12 protein-coding genes are annotated in these 15464 nt (G+C 73.6%); 11 read left to right on the top strand and 1 reads right to left on the bottom strand.

Features of this window, described 5'->3' with window-relative positions; translation table 11 throughout:
• Positions 1 to 94: 94 nt before the first annotated feature.
• Both BLW43_RS02935 and BLW43_RS24650 read left to right on the top strand, forming a co-directional pair.
• Complete coding sequence (locus tag BLW43_RS02935; protein WP_093248266.1) at positions 95 to 1129, top strand: XdhC family protein; 1035 nt, start codon at positions 95 to 97, stop codon at positions 1127 to 1129.
• A complete protein-coding gene (locus BLW43_RS24650) occupies positions 1126 to 2763 on the top strand; it encodes an NTP transferase domain-containing protein (protein WP_093248264.1) in 1638 nt (545 codons plus the stop codon). The genes BLW43_RS02935 and BLW43_RS24650 overlap by 4 nt, the downstream gene beginning before the upstream one ends.
• A gap of 31 nt (positions 2764 to 2794) precedes the next feature.
• On the opposite strand, the gene BLW43_RS23355 is transcribed toward BLW43_RS24650, so the two are convergent.
• Positions 2795 to 4588: a hypothetical protein gene (locus tag BLW43_RS23355; RefSeq protein WP_175478730.1), complete on the bottom strand. Its 1794-nt coding sequence runs from the start codon at positions 4586 to 4588 to the stop codon at positions 2795 to 2797.
• Between the two features lie 91 nt (positions 4589 to 4679).
• Between BLW43_RS23355 and BLW43_RS02925 the strand changes: the two genes are divergently transcribed.
• The 9 genes from BLW43_RS02925 (at position 4680) to BLW43_RS02885 (ending at position 15284) form a co-directional block, all read left to right on the top strand.
• A complete protein-coding gene (locus BLW43_RS02925; protein WP_093248257.1) occupies positions 4680 to 5396 on the top strand; it encodes an SIMPL domain-containing protein in 717 nt (238 codons plus the stop codon).
• A 100-nt stretch (positions 5397 to 5496) separates the two neighbouring features.
• Positions 5497 to 6426: a glycine--tRNA ligase subunit alpha gene (locus BLW43_RS02920; RefSeq protein ID WP_093249857.1), complete on the top strand. Its 930-nt coding sequence runs from the start codon at positions 5497 to 5499 to the stop codon at positions 6424 to 6426.
• A gap of 25 nt (positions 6427 to 6451) precedes the next feature.
• On the top strand, positions 6452 to 6748 hold the full coding sequence (locus BLW43_RS02915; protein ID WP_093248255.1) for a hypothetical protein: 297 nt from the start codon (positions 6452 to 6454) through the stop codon (positions 6746 to 6748).
• Positions 6749 to 6766: 18 nt separating this feature from the next.
• A complete protein-coding gene (locus BLW43_RS02910; RefSeq protein ID WP_093248253.1) occupies positions 6767 to 7591 on the top strand; it encodes a capsular polysaccharide export protein, LipB/KpsS family in 825 nt (274 codons plus the stop codon).
• 190 nt (positions 7592 to 7781) lie between these two features.
• Positions 7782 to 8189, top strand: a complete 408-nt coding sequence (locus BLW43_RS24230) for a DUF6446 family protein (protein ID WP_093248252.1) — start codon at positions 7782 to 7784, stop codon at positions 8187 to 8189.
• Positions 8186 to 9142 (top strand): glutaminase, encoded by a 957-nt coding sequence (locus BLW43_RS02900; RefSeq protein ID WP_245730902.1) that lies wholly within the window; start codon positions 8186 to 8188, stop codon positions 9140 to 9142. Before BLW43_RS24230 ends, BLW43_RS02900 begins: the two co-directional genes overlap by 4 nt.
• Before the next feature lie 88 nt (positions 9143 to 9230).
• Positions 9231 to 11507 carry a glycine--tRNA ligase subunit beta gene (gene glyS, locus BLW43_RS02895; RefSeq protein ID WP_093248250.1) on the top strand — a complete coding sequence of 759 codons (2277 nt, stop codon included), beginning with the start codon at positions 9231 to 9233 and terminating at the stop codon, positions 11505 to 11507.
• A 130-nt stretch (positions 11508 to 11637) separates the two neighbouring features.
• Entirely contained in the window at positions 11638 to 14304 is a 2667-nt protein-coding gene (gene ppdK / locus BLW43_RS02890; protein WP_093248248.1) for a pyruvate, phosphate dikinase, read from the top strand.
• On the top strand, positions 14301 to 15284 hold the full coding sequence (locus BLW43_RS02885) for an ArgK/MeaB family GTPase (RefSeq protein WP_093248246.1): 984 nt from the start codon (positions 14301 to 14303) through the stop codon (positions 15282 to 15284). Before ppdK ends, BLW43_RS02885 begins: the two co-directional genes overlap by 4 nt.
• Positions 15285 to 15464 lie beyond the last annotated feature (180 nt).

Genomic DNA, 15464 nt, shown 5'->3' with positions numbered 1-15464 from the left:
CCATCGCTGCGAAGGGCGCAGCGAAGGACATCTCGCCGCGCGGACATGGCGCCGGGCGCGTCGAGACACTACCATGTGCTGCGGAGGAGCACGCATGACCGAAGCCGCCCACGACCTGATCCCGGAGACCGCTCTCGCGTGGCTGGACGCCGGCAAGGGCGCCGCGCTCGCGACCGTCATCCAGACCTGGGGCTCGGCGCCGCGCCCGGTCGGCAGCCAGCTCGCCGTATCGAGCGAGGCCGAGATCGCCGGCTCGGTGTCGGGCGGCTGCGTCGAGGGCGCCGTCGTCGCCGAGGCGCTGGAGGCGCTGGAGGACGGCGTTCCGCGCCTGCTCAGCTTCGGCGTGGCCGATGAGGAGGCCTTCGCCGTCGGGCTGGCCTGCGGCGGCGAGATCCGCGTGCTGGTGGAGCCCGTCGGCGTCGGCCGGGGCCCGCTGCGCGAGTTGATCGCCGACCTCTGCGCCCGCCGCGCCGCGCGGCGCGCCGCGGCCTATGTCGTGAATGTGGAGAGCTGGGACAGGGTGCTGCTCGACGGCGCCGCCGGCACGCCCATTGGCCAGGCGGTGCGCGACGCCTTCCGCACCGACCGCTCGGGCTTCGCGCCCATCGAGGACGGAAACTGGTTCATCGGCGTCCACAACCCGCCGTTGCGGCTGGCGGTGGTCGGCGCGGTGCACATCGCGCAGCCCCTGATGCGGATGGCGCGCGAGGTCGGCTATGACGCGACGCTGATCGACCCACGCGAGGCCTTCGCCGCCGAGGCGCGCTTCCCCGGCGAGACGATCGTGCGCGAATGGCCCGACGCGGCGCTGGAGGCCCACGGGCTCGACGCGCGCACCGCCGTGGTGACGCTGACCCACGACCCCAAGCTCGACGACCCCGCGATCCGCGCCTGCCTGCGCTCGGACATCTTCTATCTCGGCTGCCTCGGCTCGCCGCGCACCCACGCCAAGCGCGTCGCGCGGCTGGCGGAGGCGGGGTTCTCCGAGGCCGAGATCGGGCGCATCCATGCGCCGGTGGGCCTCGACATCGGCGCGAAATCCCCCGCCGAGATCGCGCTGTCCGTGTTGTCGGAGATCACCGCGTCGCTGAGGAGGCCCGCCCAAGGCGCGGCGGCGCGGGCGGCGTGAAGTTCGGCGCGGTTCCGCCGGCCGAGGCCGAGGGCGCGGTCCTGGCCCATTCGCTCGCGCTGCCGGCGGGCAAGCTGAAGAAAGGGCGCAGGCTTTCCGCGGCGGATGTCGCGGCGCTGGCGCAGGCCGGTCTGGCGCGCGTGACGGTGGCGCGGCTCGAACCCGACGACATCGACGAGGACGCCGCCGCGGCGCAGGTCGCGCGGGCGCTGGCCGGGCCGCATCTCGATCTCTCGGCGCCCTTCACCGGCCGCGCCAACCTCTTCGCCGCCGAGGCCGCGGTGCTGCGCGTCGACGACGAGGCGATCGCCGCGGCGAACGCCGTGGACGAGGCGGTGACCGTGGCCACGCTGCCCGACTTCGCCCGCGTCGCGCCGCGCCAGATGGCGGCGACGGTGAAGATCATCCCCTATGGCGCGCCGAGAGCCGCCGTGGAGGCGGTCTGCGCGGCGCTGGCGTCGCGCGCCCGGCAGGCCGGGAGAGCCGCGCTGGCCGCCCATCCCTTCGCCCTGCGCAGCGCGACGCTGGCGCTGACCGTCACGCCCGGCATGAAGCCCGCGCTCCTGACCAAGGGCGCCGACGCGGTGCGCGCCCGGTTGGCGGGGCTCGGCGTGACCGCAGTGCGCGAGGTCGAGGTCGCCCACGAGACCGGGGCGCTGGCCGCGGCGCTCGCCGGGGCGGACGGCGACTTCACGCTCGTGCTGACGGCCTCTGCCACCTCCGACCGGCTCGACGTGGGGCCGGCGGCGGTCGTCGCGGCCGGCGGCGCGCTGGCGCGCTTCGGGATGCCGGTCGATCCTGGAAACCTGCTCTTTCTCGGCGACATCGGCGGGCGACCGGTCCTCGGGCTGCCGGGCTGCGCCCGGTCGCCGAAGCTAAACGGCGCGGACTGGGTGCTGGAGCGGCTGGTCGCGCGCCTTCCCGTGACGGCTGCGGACATCGCGGCGATGGGCGTCGGCGGTCTGCTCAAGGAGATCCCCTCCCGCCCCGCGCCGCGCGCCGGCGGCGCCACCGCGCCGCGCCGGCCGCTGGTGGCGGCGCTGCTGCTGGCCGCGGGCGCCTCGCGGCGGATGGCGGGGCGCGACAAGCTTATGGAGGAGATCGACGGCGCGCCGCAGATCGTCCGCGCCGCGCGCGCGCTGCTCGACAGCCGCGCCGACATGGTGATCGCCGTGGTCGGTCCCGCAGACGCCGCCCGGCGCGCGGCGCTCGAGGGCCTCGGCGTGCGCGTGGTGGAGAACCCGCTCGCCGCGGAGGGGATGGCCGCCTCGATCCGCGCGGGACTCGCCGCCGCTCCCGCCGAGGCGGACGCCGTGCTGCTGGCGCTGGCCGACATGCCGGAGATCGGCCCCGCCCATGTCGACCGTCTGATCGCCGCCTTCGACCCCGAGGAGGGCCGCGCCATCTGTCGCGCCGCCACCGCCTCCGGCGCGCCGGGGCATCCCGTGCTCTTCGGCAGGCGCTTCTTCGAGACGCTGGGGCGGCTCGAAGGCGACGCCGGCGCGCGCGCCGTGCTCGCCGAGCACGCCGATCTGGTCGAACTCGTAGCGACGCCCGGCGAGGCGGCGGCGGTCGATCTCGACACGCCGGAGGCCTGGGCCGCGTGGCGGGCCGGCCGCGCCGGCGCGGCCTGACCGCAGCCGGCGCGGTGCTCGGCGGGGGGCGTCAGCGCCCCGGCAGGCGGAGGGTGCTCGTCGTCGAGCCGGAGCGCAGGCGCACGCTTTCCTCGGTGATGGCCCCCACCACCCAGCCATCCACCCTGTCGCCCGCAGCCACGCGGCGCAGCGCGCCGGAGCCGTCGCGGATGATGGCGCGCCGGCCGTTCGGCGCGCCGAACACCCCGATCAGGTTGGGGCCGGACGCCGGAAGCCCGTTGCGGATCGTGGCCGCGGAACTCACCGAGCGGCCGACGGAGGACGGCGGTCGCGCCCCCTGCGCCGTCGTCGATGCGCGCGGTCGCGCGGCGAGGGCCGGGCGCTTCGTCGGCTTCGGCGCGCGCGCCGACGCTTCAGCGCGCGCAATCGTCGCCTCCGCCTCCGCGGCGAGCGCCGCGGGGCGAGGTGTTGGCGCGGGCCCGAGCGGTGCGGCGCGCGCCTCAGCCGCGGCGTTTCCAGGCGCCTGCTCGGCCTCGGGTTCGCCCCCCTGACGCGGCCCATCTCCAGCCGGCGCAGGGGCGGGGAGCGCTCCGGCCTCGGCGGCGGCTTCCTGCCCGGGCGGCGGGAAAACGGCGTCGACCTGTTCGACGGCCGGGGAGACCGCGACCGACTCCGGTTGAGGGGCCGGGGCGTCGGCGACCGGCTCGCCGGCGACGTCCGGAACGCCGTCTGCGGGCCGGGCGAGCGGCGCCGGTTGAGGCGCGGGTTGGGGCGCCTCGCTCGCCTGTGGCGGCTCCGGCCGGAAGCTCGGCGGCGGCGCCTGAAGCGGCGCGTTGATCAGCACGAAGGGCGGACGCTCCAGCCCGGTCGGAAGCGGCGCCCGCCACGCGAAAGCCGCAGCCGACGGCAGGCGGGTGTCGGCCAGCAGGAGCAGGACGCGCGATGTCGTCGCCTCGGTCTCCGGCCGGGGCGGCGACTGCGACGGCGCCTGCGCCGCCGGCCGCTCCGGCGCGAAGGCGCCGGCGAAGGGCGCGGCGGCGACCGCGGCGATGCGGGGCGGCGCGTCGTGGAGCGCGGGGCGGACCCCGGCGAAGGGGGCCGGCGGCGCCGTCGCCAGCGTCGGCCCCGAACCTTCGGGCGCGCGCCCGCTGCCGCGATCGGGCGGCGCGAACGCCGCGAAGGCCGCGACGCCGCAGGCGAGGACGCCTGCGGCCAGCAGACCGGCCAGCCACCGCGCAGGAACGGGGGCGCGCCGCCTCGCCGCATCCCGCACCGGGGCCGCCCGTTCAGCCGGGGCCGCCCGTTCAGCCGGGTCAGCCCGTTCAGCCGGACGCGCGGGCGCGGCGCGGTATGCGGTCGGGTCTGCGGCGGGGTCTCTGGAGCGCCAGAGCGCAGGGCCGTGCGGCAGGCCGTCGGCGCCGCTGGAGGATATCGTCGCCGGCGCGAGGCCCCAACTCTCGGCATAGACCCGCGCCTCGCGCACGGTCTCGGCGTCCGCGGCCGAAAGAAGCCGCGGCGCGCCCGGCGTCGCCGCGCCCAGCGCCCAGACGGCGTGCTTCGCGCGCGCGCCGAGCGCCTTCGACAGGGCCGCGACGGCTTCGCCCTCGCCCGCATCGGCAGCCAGCGACAGCGTGACACCGTGTTCGGGGGGCAGAGCGACATCGACCGCCGTCCCCGGCGCGAAGCTGGCCGCCGCCGCGCCGAACGCGCGCGCCGCCGCACCGAAGCCTGGGTCCGCCGTGCGCGCAAGGCCGAGCTCGCCCCATGCGCCGCCGGCCTCGCGGCCCAAAAGGCGCACACCGTCCGTGGAGAAGGACAGAACCAGCCCCACGGCCTCGCCGCCCATCCCGCCCCGACGCGCCATCGCGCTCTTCCCAACCACTTCGTCCAAGTTCAAGACTACCTCCCGCAAGACAAGCGGCCAAGAGCCGAGCGGCGGGGAAAAGGAGACGCGGATGGCGCTGACACGGATGTTCACGGGCGGGCTCGCGGCGCTGGCGACGCTGGCGCTGGCGGCGTCGGCGACGGCGACGGCGACGGCGACGGCGCAGGAGACTGGCGCGCGGACCCTGCGCGTGACGGGGTCCGGCGCCGTCGCCGCGTCGCCGGACATCGCCGAGGCGAGGCTCGGCGTCAGCGCCGAGGCCGAGACGGCGGCGCGGGCCTGGGCGGTCGCCTCTGCGGGGATGCGCGGCCTGCTGGACGCGCTTGGCGCGGCCGGCGTCGCCGAGGCGGATCTCCGCAGCGACGACCTGCAGCTCGCCCCGCGCTACGCGCGCGACCAGGGCGCCGAGGGGCCGTCGATCACCGGCTATGCGGCCCGCCAGACCATGACCGTGACGCTGCGCGCCCTCGATGGCGTCGGCGCGCTGCTCGACGCCGCAGCCGCGGGCGGGGCGAACGTGTTCGAGGGCGTCCGCTTCGACCTTTCCGACCCGCGCCCGGCGCGCGACGCGGCGCGCCGGGCGGCCGTGGAGGACGCGATGGCGGCGGCGCGGCTGCTGGCCGACGCCGCCGGCGTCGCGCTCGGCGCGCCGCTCTCCGTGAGCCTCGGCTACGAGGGCGGCGGCCCACGCCCGATGATGCGCGCCGAGGCCTTCGACAGCGCGCCGGTGGCGCCGGGAACGCTCACGATCAGCGCCAGCGTCGAGATGGTCTTCGCGCTGGAGTGAGGCCGGGGACGGCTGACGCGCCCCATCATGCGCCAGCCCGCGCGTTGACCGGCTCGGGCCGCGGCGCTAGGCAATGCGCGCGCTGAAGAAGGCATTTCCGATGACCGCCGAGACCGCCCCGCGATGCTTTCAGGACGTCATCCTGCGGCTCCAGACCTACTGGGCGGGGCAGGGCTGCGCCGTGCTCCAGCCCTATGACATGGAGGTGGGCGCCGGCACGTTCCACCCCGCCACCACCCTGCGCGCGCTCGGACCGCGCCCCTGGGCGGCGGCCTATGTCCAGCCCTCGCGCCGCCCGACCGACGGGCGCTACGGCGAGAACCCGAACCGCCTCCAGCACTATTACCAGTTCCAGGTCATCATCAAACCGAGCCCGCCCGATCTACAGGACCTCTACCTCGGCAGTCTCAAAGCCATCGGCCTCGACCCGCTGACCCATGACGTGCGGTTCGTCGAGGACGACTGGGAGAGCCCGACGCTCGGCGCCTGGGGGCTCGGCTGGGAGGTCTGGTGCGACGGCATGGAGGTGAGCCAGTTCACCTATTTCCAGCAGGTCGGCGGGCATGACTGCCGGCCGGTCTCGGGTGAACTCACCTACGGGCTGGAGCGGCTCGCCATGTACGTCCTCGGCGTCGAACACGTCATGGACATGCCGTTCAACAGCCCCGACGCGCCCATACCGCTGATTTACGGCGACGTGTTCCGGCAGACAGAGCGCGAGTACAGCCGCTGGAACTTCGACGTCGCCGACACCGAGGCGCTGCTGCGCCATTTCGAGGACGCCGAGGCGGAGTGCCGCCGCATCCTCGAAGCCGAGCCCGGCGATCCCGCGACCGGGAACCGCCCCAACCCGATGGCCCACCCCGCCTACGACCAGACGATCAAGGCGAGCCACCTCTTCAACCTGCTAGACGCGCGGGGGGTGATCTCGCCGACCGAGCGGCAGGCCTACATCGCCCGCGTGCGCGCGCTCGCGAAGGGCTGCGCCGACCTCTATCTCACGACCGAGCAGGGCGGGGCGGCGGCGTGAAGAGTGTCAAGCGCGACGATCGCGCGTGACCCCCGCAGCGCTCGCCGCCGTCGCGCGCGACGGGCTCAATCTCGTCACGCTGATTGTGAAGGTCTCGATGGCCTCGGCTTTGTCGCATGCGCGCCCGGTAGCCCTGGGTCTCGCCGTGGGCCGCGACCGCGCAGCCGTGCTGCGGCACGCCGCGCCGGGCGCCTCCGTGTTCCGATTGCGCGTCTGGAAGGTCCGGCGACATGGCGCCCGCTGGCTGCCGCGGCTCGCAGGACGACTGATTACAGCTATCCTTCGCACGGCGCGCCGCGACCGGCTCGCGCTGTATGTCTAGGGATACGCCGAGCGGGAGATGGGCATCGAGGACGCGGCGGTGATTGGCCTGCGCGTGGTGCGGCTTGAGGCGTCCCTGATGCTGTCTGGGTGGGAGCCGACGCGCCCGGTGAAAGGTTACCTCGCGGACGCGCTGGCCTCGTACTTCGACGGCGGGCGCCCTACGGAGCTTGAGGCGGTGCTGAACGCCTACCAGTCCGGCGCATGGACCGAGGACCCGCGGGCCGCGGCGCTGGTCGCGCGAGCCCGGCGCGGCGAGATCCAGAAGTACGCCCAGATCTGCGGTTCTTGGTCGGGCGTGATCGGGCCTGACGACGTGGTCGTGCTTGGGCAGGTCGCTGGCGACATGGCGTGGCTGGCCAGCCCCTCGGCGGTGGACGGCAACGTCGAAATGGTCGCCGCCGCGGCGCATGAATATCCCGGCCGACGCGTGGTCTACAAGCCGCATCCCTTCAATGGCGCAAACGAGGCGGAACTGGCCGCGATCGCCCGCGAGATGCCACAGGTCGTGACCGCGCCCGGCGCCGCCTCGCTGGCGCTGCTTTGCGCGGCGCGGCCGACCGTCGTCGTGTGCACGTCGAACGCCGGGCTCGAGGCGGCTCTGCGCGGCTGCAAGGTGGTCACCTACGGCCTAGGCTACTATGCCGGATGGGGCTTCACCGAGGACCGCATGTCCTGCGCACGGCGGCGCAACACGCTGACGGCCGAGGACGTATTCGCCGCCACTCAGCATCTTTACGCCCGTTTTTTCGGCAGCGCCACGCTTCGCACCGTCGATCAGCTCGAAGCGGTCGAACGTCTGAGCGCCTGGAGGGACGCCGCGCGACGGCAGGGCATGCCGTAGATTGTTTGCCGGCGCCATTTTTTCTCGGGTTCGGCGGCGGTCGGCATCGACCTCCACCAACTAAGCCGGCGCGGCGAGCGCCAGACCCGGCCGCGGCGAGTCGACGGCCCGCGTTGCACGCGGGTCCGCAGCCTCGTATGCAACGCGAGCTGCAAGCTTTGCGCGAGGACCGATGTCGGGCAGAACATTGATGATCGCTCTGCTGGCGTTCGCCGCGCTCTTCGGGGCCGCGCTCTGGTATGCGCAGGTATACGCCTGGTACGAGCGCGACGACGGCAGGACGTCGGTGCTGGTCGGCGAGAACGACACGCCCGTCTCCGACTATCGCGGGCTGGCGGGCGACAGCTCGCCGCTGAAGCTGCGCGGCTGCTTCACCATTGATCCCGCGGCGCTCGAAGGCGCGCCCGAAGCGGCGGACCCTGCGCCGCTCGTCGCGCCGAAGTGGTTCGACTGCTACGACGCCGCAGCGCTCGGGGCCGATCTCGAAGCCGGCCGAGCGCGGGCTGTGGAGGCGGGGCGGGAGCCGCAGGGCTTCCGCCGCATCGTCGCGGTCTATCCCGACGGGCGCGCGTTCCAGTGGCGCGAAGTGGTGGAGTGAGCCGCTTTCAGGCGACGCTCGACGCCGTCGCCGCCGCCATGGCGCGCGAGACCGAGCGCGGCGCGCCGGCGAGCTACATCCCGGAGCTCGCCGGGGTCGACCCCTCGCGCTTCGGCGTCGCCGTCGCGCCGGTCGACGCCGCGCGACCGCCGGCGGCGGCCGGCGACGCGGACGTCCGCTTCTCCATCCAGTCGGTCTGCAAGGTCTTCATGCTGACGCTCGCGCTGGAGCGCGCGGGGGACGCGCTGTGGCGGCGGGTCGGGCGCGAGCCCTCCGGCGACCCGTTCAACTCAATCGTGCAACTCGAACACGAGCGCGGCGTGCCGCGCAACCCGTTCATCAACGCCGGCGCCATCGTGGTCGCGGACGTGCTGCTGGCCGACCGCACGCCGGAGGCGGCGATCCTCGACGTGCTGACGCTGGTGCGCCGGCTCTGCGGCGATGAGGGCGTCGGCTGCGACGCGCGGGTGGCGGCGTCGGAGGCGCGCACGGGCATGCGCAACCGCGCGCTCGCCAACTTCATGGCCGCCGAGGGCAATCTGCGCCACCCCGTCGAGCAGGTGCTGCAGGTCTATTTCCACTGCTGCGCCATCGCGATGAGTTGCCGGCAGCTTGCGGCGGCGGGCCGCTACCTTGCCGCCGCGGGCCGAACCGGCGGCTGCGACCCGGTGATCACGCCGCAGCGCGCGCGGCGCATCAACGCGCTGATGCTGACCTGCGGGCACTACGACGCCTCGGGCGAGTTCGCCTTCTCGGTGGGGATCCCCGGCAAGAGCGGCGTCGGCGGCGGCATCCTCGGCGTGGTTCCCGGCGTCGCCTCGCTCGCGGTCTGGTCGCCGGGGCTGAACGCGAAGGGCAATTCGCTGATCGGCTCCAAGGCGATGGCGATGCTGGCGGCGCGCACCGGCTGGTCGGTGTTCGGCCCGCTGGACGACCCCGCGCCGGGGCGCTGAGGGCGCCCGGCCCGCAGCGTCGCGCGCGGCCCTTGACCTTCCCGCCGCCATGGGCTTTGCCCCGCGTCAGCCTTATCCGGAGCCCGCCATGGCCGACCTGCTGCTTGAGCTTTTCTCCGAGGAGATCCCCGCGCGCATGCAGGCGAAGGCGGCGGATGATCTGAAGAAGCGCGTCACCGACGGGCTGGTGGAGGCCGGGCTGATCTACGAGGGCGCCAGCGCCTTCGCCGGGCCGCGACGCCTGACGCTCGACATCCGCGGCCTGCCGAAGGCGACCACGCCGCGCCGCGAGGAGCGCAAAGGGCCGCGCGCCGACGCGCCGGAGAAGGCTATCGAGGGTTTTCTGCGCTCCATCGGGCTTGCGCGCAACCAGCTTGAGGAGCGCGCCGACAAGAAGGGCGCCGTGCTCTTCGCCGTGATCGACCAGCCGGGCCGCCCCGCGCCGGAGGTGATCGCCGAAGTCGTCACCGCCGTGGTGCGGGACTTCCCGTGGCCGAAGTCGATGCGCTGGGGCGCGGGCGCCCTGCGCTGGGTGCGGCCGCTGCACTCGATCCTGTGCCTGCTGAGCGACGAGGCCGGCGCCGAGATCGTCCCCTTCGAGATCGACGGCGTCGCCGCCGGCGACGTCACCTTCGGCCATCGCTTCCACGCGCCGGGGCCGATCCGCGTCACCGGCTTCGACGACTACGCGCTGAAGCTGGAGGCGGCGCATGTCGTGCTCGACGGCGCCGAGCGCGCCCGCCGCATCGAGGCGGACGCGCGCACGCTGGCCTTCGCGCAGGGTCTGGAGCTGGTCGAGGACGCCGGGCTGCTGGCGGAGGTCGCCGGCCTCGTGGAATGGCCGGTCTGCGTGATGGGCGAGATCGGCGAGCAGTTTTTGAGCCTGCCGCCCGAAGTGCTGCGCACCTCGATGAAGACGCACCAGAAATTCTTCTCGGTGCGCAACCCCGACACGGGGCGCATCGAGAAATTCGTCACCGTGGCCAACATCGCGGCGCAGGACGGCGGCGCGGCGCTTCTCGCGGGCAACCGCCGCGTGCTGACCGCGCGCCTGTCGGACGCGGCGTTCTTCTGGGAGAACGACCGGCGGACGCCGCTGAAGGCGATGGCGGAAAAGCTGCGCGCCGTCACCTTCCACAACAAGCTCGGCAGCCAGTTCGACCGCATCGAGCGCATCGCCGCGCTCGCCCGCGAGATCGCGCCGAAGGTGGGCGCCGACCCCGACATGGCCGAGCGCGCCGCCCGCCTCGCCAAGGCGGACCTCGCCTCCGCCATGGTCGGCGAGTTCCCCGAGCTTCAGGGCGTCATGGGCCGCTACTACGCCGAAGCCGCCGGCGAGGCGCCCGAGGTGGCGGCGGCCTGCGCCGAGCATTATGCGCCGGTGGGGCCGTCGGACGCGGTTCCCACGGCGCCGGTGAGCGTGGCGGTCGCGCTGGCCGACAAGCTCGACATGCTGACGGGTTTCTGGGCGATTGATGAGAAGCCCACGGGGAGCAAGGACCCGTTCGCGCTGAGGCGGGCGGCGCTGGGTATCATTCGTAATATCTCCGACACAAGCCACAAAATATCTCTATCACATTACATTGAAATATCACTGAGCATAATTTTTTTACAACTTGCGAATAACAAGCGCCTGCTTCATATTTCTGACGCAGAAATAGACGGAACACATTTTAAGCTTGCTATAGACTTTTTTGACGATGAAAATAATCTCGACCCCGAAATCTCACAAATACTTGAAAGTGGTGAGGCGTGCATATTTCGAAACTTTAAAGAATCGATTTTTACAATCGCTTATGATGATGTGGTTCACCAAAAGATCAAAGCACCATCAGATATCAGAAGGAGCATTTTAGATTTTTTCCATGATCGCCTGCGCGTCCACCTCCGCGACAAGGGCATCCGCCACGACGTGATCGACGCCTGCTTCACCGAGGGGGCCGACGATCTCGTGCCGCTGGTGGCCCGGGTCGAGGCGCTGCAGGCGCTGCTGGGCACGGAGGACGGCGCGAACCTGCTGGCGGGGTATCGGCGGGCGGCGAACATCCTCGCGGCGGAGGAGAAGAAGGACGGGGTGGAGTATTCGCTGGAACCCGACCCGAAATTCGCCGAGGCCGAGGCGGAGAAGGCGCTCTTCGCCTCGCTCGACGCCGCCGAGCCGGCGGTGGACGCCGCGCTGGCTCAGGAGGACTTCACCAAAGCAATGGCCGCGCTCGCCGGCCTGCGCGCGCCCATCGACGCCTTCTTCGAGGATGTCGTGGTCAACGCCGAGAACCCCATCCTGCGCCGAAACCGCCTGTGCCTGCTCGCGCGCATCCGCGACGCGATGGGCCGCGCGGCGGATTTCTCGAAGCTCGAAGGCTGAGAGCCGGCCGGCGCCGCCCGGCCTCCCGTCTTCGCCCTGCCCCGCCGCGCCGCCCCCGTCCGGAAGGGGGCGGCGCCGCAGCGCATCATTGCCGCTTTCCTAACCCGTTAATTGCGCGTTAGACAGTCATATGACATCGCGCAGCGACATCGTGGACCTCATCGACGCCGCCGACGCCGCGCGCTACGGCGCGAAGGCGGCGCGGCTGGCGCGGCTCTCGAAGGCGGGTCTGCCGATGCCGCCGGGCTTCGCCATCTCCACCGCCGACGGCGCCCGCATCGCTTCGCAGGGGGCCGGCGCGCTCGGCCCGGCGCTCGACGTCGCGCTGGCGCGGCTGGAGGAGGCGCGCGGGCGGAGGCTCGGCGACGCGACCGACCCGCTGCTGCTGTCGGTGCGGGCCTCCGCCGGCGAAGGCGCCTCGGGCGCCGCGGCGATCCTCAACATCGGCGTCTGCGCGATGACCGAGGCCGGCGTCGCGCGGCGCGTCGGGCTGTCAGCGGCGCGGGAGCTGCGGCTGCGGCTGATCCTCAGCTTCGCGCCGGTCGCGCTGGGGGTGGACGTCGACGCGCTGGAGCAGGCGCTGTCGCAGACGCCCGCCGAGGCGCTGGCCGGCGCCCCCCCCTCCGGCGCCGCCCCCTCCGGCGACCGCGCCGCCGAGCTCGCCCGCCAGATCGCCGCGCTCGAAGCCGTGGTGCTGGAGGAGACCGGCGCCCCCTTCCCCGCCACCCCGCGCGAGCAGCTCGACCTCGCGCTCGCCGCCAGCGCGCGCGGCTGGGCCAGTCCTCGCGCGCGGATGCTGCGCATGGCGCGCGGCGACGACCCGGAGGCGGGCCTCGGCTTCGTCGTGGAGGCGATGGCGCTCGGCATCGGGCCGGGGCTCTGCGGCGCCGGCTCCGCCGACAGCCGCTGCGCCCGCACCGGCGCGCCGCTGCTCTCGGGCCGGTGGCTCGCGCAGGGCCAGGGCGAGGACGCCGCCCTCGGCCTGCGCCAGCCGACGCCGCTGACCGGCCACGGCGCCGACACGCTGGAGAGCGCCGAGCCCGGCGCGCTGGCTGCGCTGGCGGAGGCCGTGCGCGGGGCGGAGGCCGCAATGGCCGACGCCGTGCGCGTGGAGTTCACGCTGGAGAACGGCGCGGTCTCGCTGCTCGACGCCGTCACGCTGCCGCGCGGCGCGCGGGCGGCGGTGCGCATCGCCGTCGATCTCGCCGAGGAGGGTCGGCTCACGCGGGCCGCCGCGCTGCTGCGCATCGACCCGCGGCTCCTGATCGAGCACCTGCACCCGACGGTTGACCCCGCCGCCCCGCGCGAGGTGATCGGGCGCGGCCTCGCCGCCTCGCCCGGCGCCGCCGCCGGCCCGGTCGCCTTCAGCGCCGACGCCGCAGAGGTGTTCGCCGCGCGCGGCGAGCCGGCGATCCTGGTGCGGATGGAGACGGGGCCGGAGGACATCCGCGGCATGCATGTCGCCGCCGGCGTCATCACCGCGCGCGGCGGCATGACCAGCCATGCGGCGGTGGTGGCGCGGGGGCTGGGCGCGCCCTGCGTCGTCGGCGTCGGCGACATGAAGCTCGACCCCGAGGCGGGCGTGCTGAGCGCAGGCGGGCGCAGCTTCCGCGAGGGCGACGTGATCACCGTGGACGGCGGCGCCGGCGAGGCGCTGGCCGGCGCCGCGCCCATGGTGCAGCCGGAGTTCTCCGGCGCCTTCGCCACGCTGATGGTCTGGGCCGACGCGCACCGGCGGATGGGGGTGCGCGCCAACGCCGACACCCCCGCCGACGCCCGTGTGGCGCGCGGCTTCAACGTCGACGGCGTCGGCCTCTGCCGCACCGAGCACATGTTCTTCGAGCCCGAGCGCATCACCGCGATGCGCGAGATGATCCTCGCCGACGGCCCCGACGCGCGGCGCGCGGCGCTGGCCCGCCTGCTGCCCTGGCAGCGCGCCGATTTCGTGGAGCTGTTCGTCATCATGCGCGGGCTTCCGGTGACGATCCGCCTGCTCGACCCGCCGCTGCACGAGTTCCTGCCGCGCTCCGACCGCGATCTCTCCGATCTCGCCAAGGCGATGGGCGTGCCGGTGGCGAAGGTGCGCGCGCGCGCCGCGGAGCTGGCGGAGATCAACCCGATGCTGGGAATGCGCGGCTGCCGCCTCGGCGTGACCGTGCCGGAGATCTACGAGATGCAGGCCCGCGCCATCTTCGAGGCGGCGGTGGAGGCGGCCGAGGCGACCTCGGCGCCGGTCGTGCCGGAGATCATGATCCCGCTGGTCTCGACCAACCGCGAGATGACGCTGCTGCGCGAGCGGATCGAGGCGGTGGCGGAAGCCGTGCGCGAGGAGCGCGAGCGCGGCTTCAGCTACAAGGTCGGCTGCATGGTCGAGACGCCCCGCGCCGCCCTGCGCGCCGAGGAGATCGCCGAAGGAGCCGAGTTCCTGAGCTTCGGCACCAACGACCTGACCCAGATGACCTACGGCCTGAGCCGCGACGATTCGGGCGGCTTCATGCGCGCCTATCTCGCGGCGGGCGTGTTCCCGGAAGACCCGTTCCACAGTCTCGACGTGGAGGGGGTGGGCGAGCTGCTGCTGATCGCGGTCGAGCGCGGCCGGCGCGGGCGGCCCAACGTCAATCTCGGGCTCTGCGGCGAGCATGGCGGCGACCCCGCCTCGGTGCGTTTCTGCGAACTGGCGGGCTTCGACTACGTCTCCTGCTCACCCTATCGCGCGCCGATCGCGCGGCTGGCGGCGGCGCAGGCCAGCATTCTCGCGCGGCGCGACCGCGACGATGGCGCGCCCGGCGCGGCATGAGCGACGCGGAGGCCGACGCGGCCGGCGCCGCGGCGCTGGAGCGGGTGCGCGCCGGCGGCAAGCGGGCGCTGGCGCAGGCGCTCGCGCGCTGCGAGGCCCGTCCCGACGACCCGGCGCAGGCCGCGATGCTCGACGCGGCGTGGCGCGCGGCGAAGGGGCACGCGATCGGGCTCACCGGCCCGCCGGGGGTCGGCAAGTCGACGCTCACAGACGCGCTGATCCGCCAGTTCCGCGCCAAGGGCGCGCGTGTGGCGGTGATCGCCGTCGACCCCTCCTCCCGGCGGACCGGCGGCGCGCTGCTCGGCGACCGCACGCGCCTGACGACCGACCCCGCTGACGCAGGCGTGTTCGTGCGGTCGATGGCGGCGCGCGCCGCGCTCGGGGGGCTGGCCACGACCGCATGGCCGGCGCTGGTGCTGATGCGGGCGCTGTTCGACATCGTGATCGTGGAGACCGTCGGCGTCGGCCAGTCCGAGACCGAGATCGCCGACGTGGCGGATACGGTGGTGTTCTGCGCCCAGCCCGGCGCCGGCGACGCGCTGCAGTACATGAAAGCCGGCATCATCGAGATCCCGCATCTCGCCGTCGTGACGAAGGCCGACATGGGCGCGCCCGCGCAGCGCGCCGCGGCGGACCTGCGCGGAGCGCTCTCGCTCGCGGCTGGCGACGGCGGGGCTGGCGAGGGCGGGGCGGCCATCCCGGTCCTCACCTGCTCCGCCGGCACTGGCGAAGGAATCGAGGCGCTCGCCGAAGCGCTGCTCGAACGCATGGCGAAACTGGGCGATCTTAACGATTCGCGCGCCCGGCAGGCGACGATATGGCTGAGACGGGCCCTGATCGAGGGTTTCGGGAGCGAAGGATTCGCGAGATTGTCGGACTGCTTAGATCCTGTGGAATCTCGACATTCACCTTTTTTGCTCGCGCAGCGCGTGTGGCGGCGGGGAGTTGTGGCGCTTTCTGTCGGATTTACGCCACAGTAGCGATGTTTACGGTTGCAGCTCTGTGGGAGTACCCTGGAGGGATTACCCTGGGGGCCGCGTCACGGATTACGGTGACGCGATTAACCGGACTGTATCGAAGACGCCGGGGCGGCGGAACGCAGGGGGGCGTTCCGAGCGCAAGCGCCAGCCGGGCGCGACCGGCCTCGCAAGAGGGCGAAC

It is taken from the genome of Rubrimonas cliftonensis (assembly GCF_900107585.1).
In the GTDB taxonomy this organism is placed as follows: Bacteria; Pseudomonadota; Alphaproteobacteria; order Rhodobacterales; family Rhodobacteraceae; genus Rubrimonas; species Rubrimonas cliftonensis.
The sequence above is the reverse complement of the archived record's forward strand: the minus strand, read 5'-3'. Positions and strand labels throughout refer to the sequence as shown.

Bases quoted from the DNA above. Each gene is read 5' to 3' on its own strand.
- BLW43_RS02935 (WP_093248266.1), top strand. From the start codon at position 95: ATGACCGAAGCCGCCCACGACCTGATCCCGGAGACCGCTCTCGCGTGG.
- BLW43_RS23355 (WP_175478730.1), bottom strand. From the start codon at position 4,588: ATGGCGCGTCGGGGCGGGATGGGCGGCGAGGCCGTGGGGCTGGTTCTG.
- BLW43_RS02925 (WP_093248257.1), top strand. From the start codon at position 4,680: ATGGCGCTGACACGGATGTTCACGGGCGGGCTCGCGGCGCTGGCGACG.
- BLW43_RS02920 (WP_093249857.1), top strand. From the start codon at position 5,497: ATGACCGCCGAGACCGCCCCGCGATGCTTTCAGGACGTCATCCTGCGG.
- BLW43_RS02910 (WP_093248253.1), top strand. From the start codon at position 6,767: ATGGGCATCGAGGACGCGGCGGTGATTGGCCTGCGCGTGGTGCGGCTT.
- BLW43_RS24230 (WP_093248252.1), top strand. From the start codon at position 7,782: ATGATCGCTCTGCTGGCGTTCGCCGCGCTCTTCGGGGCCGCGCTCTGG.
- glyS (WP_093248250.1), top strand. From the start codon at position 9,231: ATGGCCGACCTGCTGCTTGAGCTTTTCTCCGAGGAGATCCCCGCGCGC.
- ppdK (WP_093248248.1), top strand. From the start codon at position 11,638: ATGACATCGCGCAGCGACATCGTGGACCTCATCGACGCCGCCGACGCC.
- BLW43_RS02885 (WP_093248246.1), top strand. From the start codon at position 14,301: ATGAGCGACGCGGAGGCCGACGCGGCCGGCGCCGCGGCGCTGGAGCGG.